We start from the raw sequence: 8,372 nt of genomic DNA on the forward strand, positions 1-8,372 counted from the left end.
CGCGGCAACGGTTTTGGCGTTGGGCACCAACGGCTCGAATGGCAGCGCCTTTTCCTGCGCTATACGGGTCATCATCATGCGGAAAGCATCGCTAACCGTTAAGCCCATTGTCGCAAGTACTGCAGCGGCTTCTTCTTTGATGTGCTCATCGATACGAGCACGAACGACAGCATTTGTGGACATGGGTAGTCCTCCTATATTGGGCCACAGTGTAGCTCAATATAAGGGTCGCGCATGGTTTTGTGCCGTCACGTGACGCGTCACTGCGTTCTTGCAGTCACGGATAAACTGACCCCCAGCACGTGTAGCACTTTCATCAAGCGATAAAGGTCCGGATCGCCATGGGTACCAAAGAGCTGCTCCAGATCTGCCACGGTGATCCCGGTCAGACTCGCCATTTTGGCCGCCCCAAATGCGCTGATAGCCACACCTATGGAGGCCACAATATGAGCGGCATGGCCGGTCGCTAAAGCATCCGCAATAAACACGGCCCTGGTTTCTGGATTGGTTAACGCCGCCCCTGGATCGTAGATCGATGGCTTTTTTTGCACCCTTTCCGCCTCTCTTTACACCAGCTCTATACCCGTTTTGCACCTGGTCTGCACCCACCCTGCACCCACCCTGCACCTCTTTTGCACCTTACCTGCCATCGACTGGCCACGGTCTTCGACCTGAATGATTTTTACGCCCTTTGAAGAGCCAGATTTTCCCCCTTAACAGGGTCAAAATCTCAATACACATCACGCACCTCAGGCGATGGAAAAAACCTTTATTTTTCAAAAATTTATTAAAAACTAATAATTCTTTGACGCTATACAGTTGTGATACAAAACAAATGATTTAGCCCACAAAACCTGGAGAATTTTGTATAGCACTTGTTATACAACTGGTGCCCAAATGGCCAAGTAACCATTTCGCGCCCGCGAAACTTTCCATTGAGCCGCAGGCGAATGGACAAGCTGTGAAGTGGGCCGGTAGGCCTACTTCACCTATCTTGCCCGCCTATTCAGCCGACTTAATCCGTTGCGCCTGCTGTTCTTTTTCCGTTCTCGTGCCTTTTTCTACCGTTCTTTTGGGGTTGTTTTGCATACGCTCAGCCGTTGTTTAAGGCGTCGGTCCTCTGCTACTGCAGTACAGCAGCCGCCAACAGCCGCTTGCGCGCCTCCTGAGCGCGCCGGGTCTCGTCATCGACTTGGCGGGTGACGTAGAGCGGCAGCGCCAGGCACTCGTCCTGGTCGTCGCCCGGCTCAATAAATCGCGGTACCGAATCCGTGCTGTTCATCCTGTCTCTCCCGTTCTACCTATTGAGGCAGTGCGCGGTATAGCGTGGCTCGATGAACGCCTAGGAGCCGTGCAACTTCGGAAACCGATTGCCCCCCGTCGATCAGCTGTCGTGCATGGGCGATCTGTTCTGGGGTTAAAACAGGTTTTGGGCCGAATCGAACGCCTTTAGCTTTGGCAGCAGCACGGCCAGCACTGGTGCGCTCACCAATGAGGGATCGCTCAAAGTCAGCAATGCCGGCGAAGATCGTTAACACCATACGCCCAGCTGGAGACGTCGTATCGGCCCAAGGCTCAGCAAGCGAACGCAGACCTGCACCTAAGGTTTTGAGTCGTTCTGCAATGTGGAGCAGGTCGGTGGTTGACCTGGCCAAGCGATCCAACCGCGTCACAGTCAGTACATCACCAGGGCGAAGGTGATCGAGCAGCCGACTAAGTTCGGGGCGGTCTTGCTTGGCCCCACTGACCTTCTCTTCAAAAATCCGCTGACAACCGTTTTGCCCTAAAGCGATCCGTTGCTGCTCCAGCTCCTGACCTTGCGTCGAAACCCGAGCGTAGCCAATCTGCTGTCCTGCATTTTCCATGGGGACACCTGTCGCATTAGTCGTTGCAGGTAATCTAGCACCTGCGACTGACTTATGCGACAGACGAAAGCCCTCAGAACCTGACGATGCGCGTGTGTCGCATAACTTAGGAGTAAAGCGACGACTGTGGCTTGGAGCGACAGGCAACTATCGGCCCAGAGTGTGTAAAAAAGCATCCGTCATTTTGAAGTCTGCGTTTCTATGTAAAAATTGTCAGCGGACCTACAATGCGCCTAAGATCTCATACCAATGAGATCAATAGAGTCTTGCTATGAATTCACTAATCATCAAAACGATGCAGGTTATTGTGCTCGTGAACATCTGGCTGTCCATGCTGCTAGGAGTCTTTGGTGGTATTGCATTAGCGTATTATCGTGATACCGGTTCCGGCGTAAGCCTAGGGTTTGGCGCGACAACCATTTCGATTACATCACCAGGGTCCTATCTATTGTTTGGGTTCGTCGGGTTGATCCTGACATTTTTGTTCGTCGTTCCTATTTATGCGTTGTGGATAATAATGTATTCGAACAACAAACTACTCATACAGATTGAGAGGAATACCGCAACAATGGCTAATGCCGCGATCAACGCGGATTACCATCATCAAAGCAACATCTCTCCTATTAATGACTCCCTGAGAGCAGACCCAAGGCCCAGATAACAATCAAGAACTCTGGCGAAGCATGCAAGGATCATTACCATGAGAATTCAATGCAAAGGCTGTGGCGCTACAATCGACCTTTATCAAGGTGTTCTGGATGCTTGCCCGATGTGTGACACAATTCACACGTTCAATGCTCCAGCTCCGAAGCCATGCTCGATCTCCGGCGGGCGGACGTGGATGCTGACCATGTCCGGTATCTGGTTACGCCGATCGACAGCACCTGCGCGCGGTCTACGCGTACCTTTACCTTGCCGTAGGCAAGCGATCAGTTCCTTGCGCAGCTCGCCCACCGGCAGGGCATACACCGCGTTGTAGATCGTCTCGCGGCAAACGTAGGCATCTCTGAGATTGGGCATGTTCATGCTGCGAAGCTTGCCGGCAATCTGCTCGGGAGACAAACGCTCACGCAGCATATGGGCCACCAACTCGAAGCGCTCGCTACCCGGCAACAGTTTTCGCATCGGTCGACAAACCTGACGGCGGGTTTGTATCTGTTGTTGAGCGACACGGGCCGAGTAACCACCACGGGCATCTCGGTTGCGGCGCAGCTCCCGGCTGATGGTCGAAGGAGATCGGTTGATCAAGCAGGCAATCTTGCGCAGGCTAAGGCCCTGGGCATGACCGATTTGAATGGTGACGCGCTCTTCAACGCTGAGTTCGGAATAAGACATAGGGGCAGCACCGTACCGGAAAGGTCAGGTGCTGCACTCAGCTTTTGCCGCCACCCCCTTTCAGCATCAGCTTATTTTTAACAAATCCGTATATAATTTCTTCGTCTAGATCCACTACTCCGGCCAATCGAGCCTCCATGCCTAAAACTCGCTCCTGTTTTGATACTTGCTCAATTGTAAGTTCCCCTTGAATGTATCTAACAAATAAATCGGAAACTTGGTTTTCGAATTTAAACCTTTGAAGATTAACTGATCTACTGAACTGATCTTCAGTCATGGAGCTTTGTATCATCACGGAGCGCATCATTGTTCGAGCCCAGTCAACTCCCTTTACGGCTTCAATCTTATTTACCGTCGCTTGCTCTTTGATGTAGCGATTTCTTTCCCTAGAGAATTTTAATGCATCTTCGAGAATTTCGTCATCAGTTATAGTTTTAGCCGATTTATCAGTTACATCAGAATCTATCGGAATGCTGGCTAGGGATACAATTGTCAAGACGTTATATTCGTCTGGCGCATACACAAAATAGGTGGTGCCGTTATCATCATAAATCGTCGGGCTGCACCTTCCGAATTCAGGGCTTATGTTGTACTTATGATCACCACTACGAGCTACTATTATCTGCCTTGACGAATCGCAAGAGTTACCGCCTTGAAATGTTCCAACCAAGAGTAACTCATCCTGTCCTTCGAGAGATGCTGTGTAAGTAGCGACGAATCCATTATTTGTTATAGATGATGAGAGTACTACATCACCATTGGCTTTTAATGTGGTCACTCCATCATAAGTAGTATCACCAGGTCTATCTGATATTTCTATGCTTCTAAATTTATCATTGTCATTAATAGGATGATTTGTAGTTTTTCCTATTTTAGAGCCTATTAAATAAAGCACACGTGCAGCATCCGCCTGCTTTACACTTTTTATAGTGTAAATTTTTGATTTACCTTTAAGTTTTATAATGGTTTCTGGCTCCCCATTATAAACGCGAGAAACTCCTGTCAATGGCTCTCGGGCAGTCTGTGCGATGTATAATGTTTTCGACGAAACATTATTTTCAGACGCATAGACCCTTGGGCGTGCATTAGCATCACTCTGTTCTACAAGCGGCTCCCACGTAGAAAAAGCGGATTTACCATCACCTCTATTAGACGCGATTAAACTACCACCGCCCCCCGCAAAGACTGACCCTGTAACTCCCAATATCATGGTGATGGCTGCAATCAAATAATGAACATTCATAAAAATCTCTCTTAATAACTTAATAACGACCAGTAGTTGGCTAGGCCGCTATTAACTGGGCCGTGTCAGTTTCGCCAGGGAACGCGTCCACTTGTTCGGACCGCCAATCACCAGAGCTGCTCGCCCGAGCGGATGCGATCCGTGCTCTTGTTCTAGAACATCGATCAGGTCCAGCAGCAGGGCAGAGAGCTCATTTCGCATGGCAGATCTCAAAGTTAGACGCGAGAAGATGTGTTCGATCCGATTCAACGTTAATTGCCAATAATTATTGGCACCTAGTTGCAAGGTGGTCGCGACACACGCGACATGGATGACGGTAAGCCCTCCTGCTTTAAAGTAGCATCACCGCCCCACCCATCTGCCATCACTCATTGGAAGCCTACCTGCACGCGTATCTGGTGAAAACGGGAATTGAGACGGATCTAAAAGGCCCGCTGTTTCGCACGATTCAGCGCGGCACTCGGCAGTTAAGCGCTACCGTCCTGCTGCAGGCCAACGCGCATGCCATGGTGCGTCAGCGTGCCTTGGCGCCGGGCTCCAGACGCTGATTGGCAATCACACGTTTCGCGCCACGGGGATCACAGCCTACCTGAAAAACGAGGGAACCCTGGAGAATGCGGCTGCGATGGCCAGCCATGCCTCCACTCGCACCACCCAGCTGTATGACCGTCGCTGCGATGAGATCAACTTGGATGAAGTGGAAAGGATTCGGCTGTGAGTGAGTTATTCATTGGCGAAACCCTCGACTCCGTAGCCGTCGCTCATTTACCGACTGTTTCAGGCCGTCGTCAGTCGTGTCATTCCATCGACCTCTTGGGAAACAATGGCCAGGTGCAAGGAAAAGCAGAGCTGGTCATTTGGGCCGTTACTCAGTCTAGGGGAAGCTTTTGGCGATCAAAGCCACCCGCCTTCTGCCAGGCTTCGAAGCGATGCTTTGCCGCACCGAAACTAATTTTCATTGCCACGCCGACGGCATACTTGGGAACAATAGAGAAAACGGAAAAAATCGTACGCTAAGCATTCGGCCTGTCAGGTTGAGGCCATAGAGCCTGGTGCCGAAGCGTCAGAAAATGCAGAAAGCGGCCCTACTCTGACGTGTAACGAGTACTCGCCTGACGCCCGGTTGAGGTGTACTTCAACTAGTCGTTTACGGCGAGCCACCGCCTAAGGGAGTAGGGGGTTGATATCATCCAGCAAGATGGGCGTGGCAATCACGCCAGACTCTAGCTGATGCGGGTAATAGGGGTTCTCGTGGGAATTTTTATAAGCAAGCCAGCACAGGTTTTCTTGGTGATTGGCCAGCAGGGTGTGAACGTCCGTCTCAGACAGGTGGGGGGTTTTGAGCAGAATGTCGAACTCCGCGTCTACACCGTGAGCTTTAAGCCAGTAGCCGTCAGTAACCTTTTCCTGGAACTGAATAGACGTAGGCTCCTTCGGAGAAAGGTGTTTTAAAATTTCCGCGCCGTCTACATTTCCCAGATAGTAGTCAACCCTGAGGGTGGCGGATTCTGGACTCGACTTCATATGATTCTGCCAAGCAGCGACCATTTCATCCCTGCTGCTTCCAGAGTCTCTCATGGTGTGAACCCACTTTGCCTCTGTGGAGTCGAGACTAAATTCCCCACGCAGTTGGATCGATCGTTTACGTAGCATCTACAGCTCCTTGCTTATCTTGAAGTCATCAGTTTAGGCCAAATTAAGCGCGGCCCCGGCTTAGCGTACGATTTTCTCCGAGTTCTGCGTGCTCCCCACGAAGATCTCTTTGCTTCGAGAAAAGAGGTCAGTGATAGTGATAAATCCTGCGTCGCTGCCTGCCTTAAAGTGTCCAAATAGTCATGAAATCCGCAAGCTCGGCGCTTATTCATTCCTTGTTCGTTATGTGAGGGAAAAATGGCTGTGGGTAACTCGGACTAATGCTTTTAATGCTTTTAATGCTTTTAAAAGCTTTTAGTCGGGCTGTATGCCACGTAATACGTGGCATACAGCCTCCATAAAGGGACAGATTTGCGGTCATAAAGGGACAGATTTGCGGTCATAAAGGGACAGATTTGCGGTCATAAAGGGACAGATTTGCGGTATTAAGGGACTTGTATTAAATAGTCCTTTTTATGCTATGGTGGATCTCCCCACGAGGACTACTGATGGCTGAGAAAAGCGAAGTTGTTGTCAAATCTAACCGGCTTGTCGAAGCTAGCTACCGGCTCAACCTGGTCGAACAACAAATCATCCTGTTTGCCATCAGTCGTAGTCGCGACGAACAGCTGGGCCTTTCGCCAGATAAGCCAGTCACGATTGCAGCGAGCGATTTCGCTCAGGCATTCGGGACCAACGAAACCAAGGTTTACGGACAACTTAAAGAAGCGATGGGCGACCTGTTCGACCGCTCGGTGACGATCTATGACACCGATCCGGACACCGGTAAGGACCGTACTGTCACAACCCGATGGATCAGCGACAAGGCTTACATCGACGGAACAGGCCGAATTCAGTTGACGTTCGCCCCTCGGGTGATCCCCTACATCACACGTCTCGAGTCCGAGTTCACGTCATACCGTTTGGAGAAAATCAGTGGCATGTCGAGCGTTCACGCTGTACGGCTCTACGAGCTACTGGTGCAGTACCTCACAATCGGAAAACGCGAGTTGGCACTCGCTAATCTGCGCGAAAGTCTCGGCCTTACCAACGAATACAAGGCAATTAAGGACTTTAAAAAGCGAGTCCTAGATACAGCCGTGGCACAAATCAACGAATACAGCGATATTCGTGTGAGCTACACACAGCGCAAGACCGGACGCACCGTCACCCATCTGATCTTTGCCATCAAACCAGAACCAACATCCGTGCCGGTGAAGCAAAAGCTTGGCAAGCTGACAGACGCTGAGGTTGCCAAACGCGCTCGTCCTGGTGAGAGCTGGGAAGCAGCACATGCCAGACTCAACCAGATCACCTTGGCACTGGCTGAATGACTGGATTGATGTACGTGGGTCGGACTGGGTTTAGATCGTCACCGTCGAGACTAATCGGCCAGTCCGGCCAGTAGATCGGAAAAAGACTTGGCAGGCCCGGGTAATTTTGGCTTTCCCGGGGTTGGCGCTTTTTCAGGTTGAGGCTCAGGGTTGTGCTCAATAAGGCGTTGCTCAGCATTATCAAGGCGTAGCTTCTCGATCTCTTGCCGCAATGGCTCCACCGCTTCAGCGACGGCCTTTGCCACCGCCCTGGCGATGATCTCCCCGAGGTCGCCAGTCACTGTGACGCCGTGTGACATTTCCACTGTGACGCTCTGTGACGCTGGCTCGAAAGCACCGTACACACGCAGTAACTCCGCGGTGTCGATATAGCGACGTCCATCGGACTCTAAGCCATATGATATACGGCCTTCGGTCATTGCCCGGTATATGGACCGGCGCGTTCTGCCGATCAGTGACGCGGCTTCATCTATGGTGTGACGCATGGTGCTCTACCGTCATATGACGCGTCACACTCTTTAGCCTGGCTGGTCATAGGCTCAGCTCGCTGTGTGATCCGAGTCGCACAAGCTGCAAGCGCTCATCGTCGGGCTTGCAGTAGATCAGCAGCCAATCCGGTTTGATATGGCAATCCCGATGGTCTTTCCAGTTACCAGTCAGAGCATGATCCCGATGTTTTTCCGGCAGCGGTTTGTCATTCATCAGGGCAGTGACAATCTTGATGAACAGGCCGCCCGGCTCCAAGTCAGCTCGATGCGGCCCCTTGGCCTCTCGCTTAAAATCTCGCTTGAACTGACTGGTTCTCTCAATCGTCCGCATGCAAATCCGCCATCAGATCATCAATGGTGGCGAACTTTTGCAGCTTTCCGCGCCGGGCTTCTTTCATCGCGGCAACGGTTTTGGCGTTGGGCACCAACGGCTCGAATGGCAGCGCCTTTTCCTGCGCTATACGGGTCATCATCA

11 protein-coding genes and 1 pseudogene are annotated in these 8,372 nt (G+C 51.2%); 2 read left to right on the forward strand and 10 right to left on the reverse strand.

Going from position 1 to position 8,372, the window contains the following annotated elements:
• The 4 genes from CJU81_RS23240 to CJU81_RS23250 all read right to left on the reverse strand — a co-directional run.
• The coding region (locus CJU81_RS23240; protein WP_095038413.1) for a type II toxin-antitoxin system RelB/DinJ family antitoxin at positions 1 to 183 on the reverse strand (183 nt) is incomplete at its 3' end.
• Positions 184 to 260: 77 nt separating this feature from the next.
• The gene (locus CJU81_RS23245) at positions 261 to 551 is read right to left on the reverse strand and encodes a helix-turn-helix domain-containing transcriptional regulator (protein ID WP_024265238.1); all 291 of its coding nucleotides are present in this window, start codon (positions 549 to 551) and stop codon (positions 261 to 263) included.
• Positions 552 to 1,123: 572 nt separating this feature from the next.
• On the reverse strand, positions 1,124 to 1,282 hold the full coding sequence (locus CJU81_RS24130) for a hypothetical protein (protein WP_024265239.1): 159 nt from the start codon (positions 1,280 to 1,282) through the stop codon (positions 1,124 to 1,126).
• 19 nt (positions 1,283 to 1,301) lie between these two features.
• The gene (locus CJU81_RS23250; protein ID WP_024265240.1) at positions 1,302 to 1,865 is read right to left on the reverse strand and encodes a recombinase family protein; all 564 of its coding nucleotides are present in this window, start codon (positions 1,863 to 1,865) and stop codon (positions 1,302 to 1,304) included.
• Between the two features lie 271 nt (positions 1,866 to 2,136).
• Here CJU81_RS23250 and CJU81_RS23255 point away from each other — a divergent pair, with 271 nt between their 5' ends.
• Complete coding sequence (locus tag CJU81_RS23255) at positions 2,137 to 2,526, forward strand: hypothetical protein (RefSeq protein ID WP_095038414.1); 390 nt, start codon at positions 2,137 to 2,139, stop codon at positions 2,524 to 2,526.
• Positions 2,527 to 2,681: 155 nt separating this feature from the next.
• Here the strand turns inward: CJU81_RS23255 and CJU81_RS23260 are convergent.
• From CJU81_RS23260 to CJU81_RS23270, 3 genes and pseudogenes are all read right to left on the reverse strand, one after another.
• Positions 2,682 to 3,200 (reverse strand): annotated as a pseudogene (locus CJU81_RS23260) (IS30 family transposase); the annotation flags it as partial.
• Between the two features lie 37 nt (positions 3,201 to 3,237).
• Positions 3,238 to 4,443, reverse strand: a complete 1,206-nt coding sequence (locus CJU81_RS23960) for a hypothetical protein (RefSeq protein ID WP_141232633.1) — start codon at positions 4,441 to 4,443, stop codon at positions 3,238 to 3,240.
• A gap of 1,164 nt (positions 4,444 to 5,607) precedes the next feature.
• On the reverse strand, positions 5,608 to 6,096 hold the full coding sequence (locus CJU81_RS23270; RefSeq protein WP_095038415.1) for a hypothetical protein: 489 nt from the start codon (positions 6,094 to 6,096) through the stop codon (positions 5,608 to 5,610).
• A 488-nt stretch (positions 6,097 to 6,584) separates the two neighbouring features.
• Between CJU81_RS23270 and repM the strand changes: the two genes are divergently transcribed.
• The gene (repM, locus tag CJU81_RS23275; protein WP_024265234.1) at positions 6,585 to 7,409 is read left to right on the forward strand and encodes a replication initiation protein RepM; all 825 of its coding nucleotides are present in this window, start codon (positions 6,585 to 6,587) and stop codon (positions 7,407 to 7,409) included.
• A 50-nt stretch (positions 7,410 to 7,459) separates the two neighbouring features.
• Here repM and CJU81_RS23280 read toward each other — a convergent pair whose 3' ends face one another.
• The 3 genes from CJU81_RS23280 to CJU81_RS23290 all read right to left on the reverse strand — a co-directional run.
• Positions 7,460 to 7,894: a hypothetical protein gene (locus CJU81_RS23280; protein WP_024265235.1), complete on the reverse strand. Its 435-nt coding sequence runs from the start codon at positions 7,892 to 7,894 to the stop codon at positions 7,460 to 7,462.
• 46 nt (positions 7,895 to 7,940) lie between these two features.
• Positions 7,941 to 8,228, reverse strand: coding sequence for a type II toxin-antitoxin system YafQ family toxin (locus CJU81_RS23285; RefSeq protein WP_024265236.1), 288 nt, complete (start codon positions 8,226 to 8,228; stop codon positions 7,941 to 7,943).
• Positions 8,215 to 8,372: type II toxin-antitoxin system RelB/DinJ family antitoxin (locus tag CJU81_RS23290; RefSeq protein WP_176464904.1), on the reverse strand; the 158-nt coding region annotated here is incomplete at its 5' end. The genes CJU81_RS23285 and CJU81_RS23290, both read right to left, overlap by 14 nt.

Origin of the sequence: Pseudomonas fragi (assembly GCF_002269505.1) — a bacterium.
Classification (GTDB): Bacteria; Pseudomonadota; Gammaproteobacteria; order Pseudomonadales; family Pseudomonadaceae; genus Aquipseudomonas; species Aquipseudomonas fragi_D.

Bases quoted from the DNA above. Each gene is read 5' to 3' on its own strand.
- CJU81_RS24130 (WP_024265239.1), bottom strand. From the start codon at position 1,282: ATGAACAGCACGGATTCGGTACCGCGATTTATTGAGCCGGGCGACGAC.
- CJU81_RS23285 (WP_024265236.1), bottom strand. From the start codon at position 8,228: ATGCGGACGATTGAGAGAACCAGTCAGTTCAAGCGAGATTTTAAGCGA.
- CJU81_RS23270 (WP_095038415.1), bottom strand. From the start codon at position 6,096: ATGCTACGTAAACGATCGATCCAACTGCGTGGGGAATTTAGTCTCGAC.
- CJU81_RS23280 (WP_024265235.1), bottom strand. From the start codon at position 7,894: ATGCGTCACACCATAGATGAAGCCGCGTCACTGATCGGCAGAACGCGC.
- CJU81_RS23250 (WP_024265240.1), bottom strand. From the start codon at position 1,865: ATGGAAAATGCAGGACAGCAGATTGGCTACGCTCGGGTTTCGACGCAA.
- CJU81_RS23255 (WP_095038414.1), top strand. From the start codon at position 2,137: ATGAATTCACTAATCATCAAAACGATGCAGGTTATTGTGCTCGTGAAC.
- CJU81_RS23960 (WP_141232633.1), bottom strand. From the start codon at position 4,443: ATGAATGTTCATTATTTGATTGCAGCCATCACCATGATATTGGGAGTT.
- repM (WP_024265234.1), top strand. From the start codon at position 6,585: ATGGCTGAGAAAAGCGAAGTTGTTGTCAAATCTAACCGGCTTGTCGAA.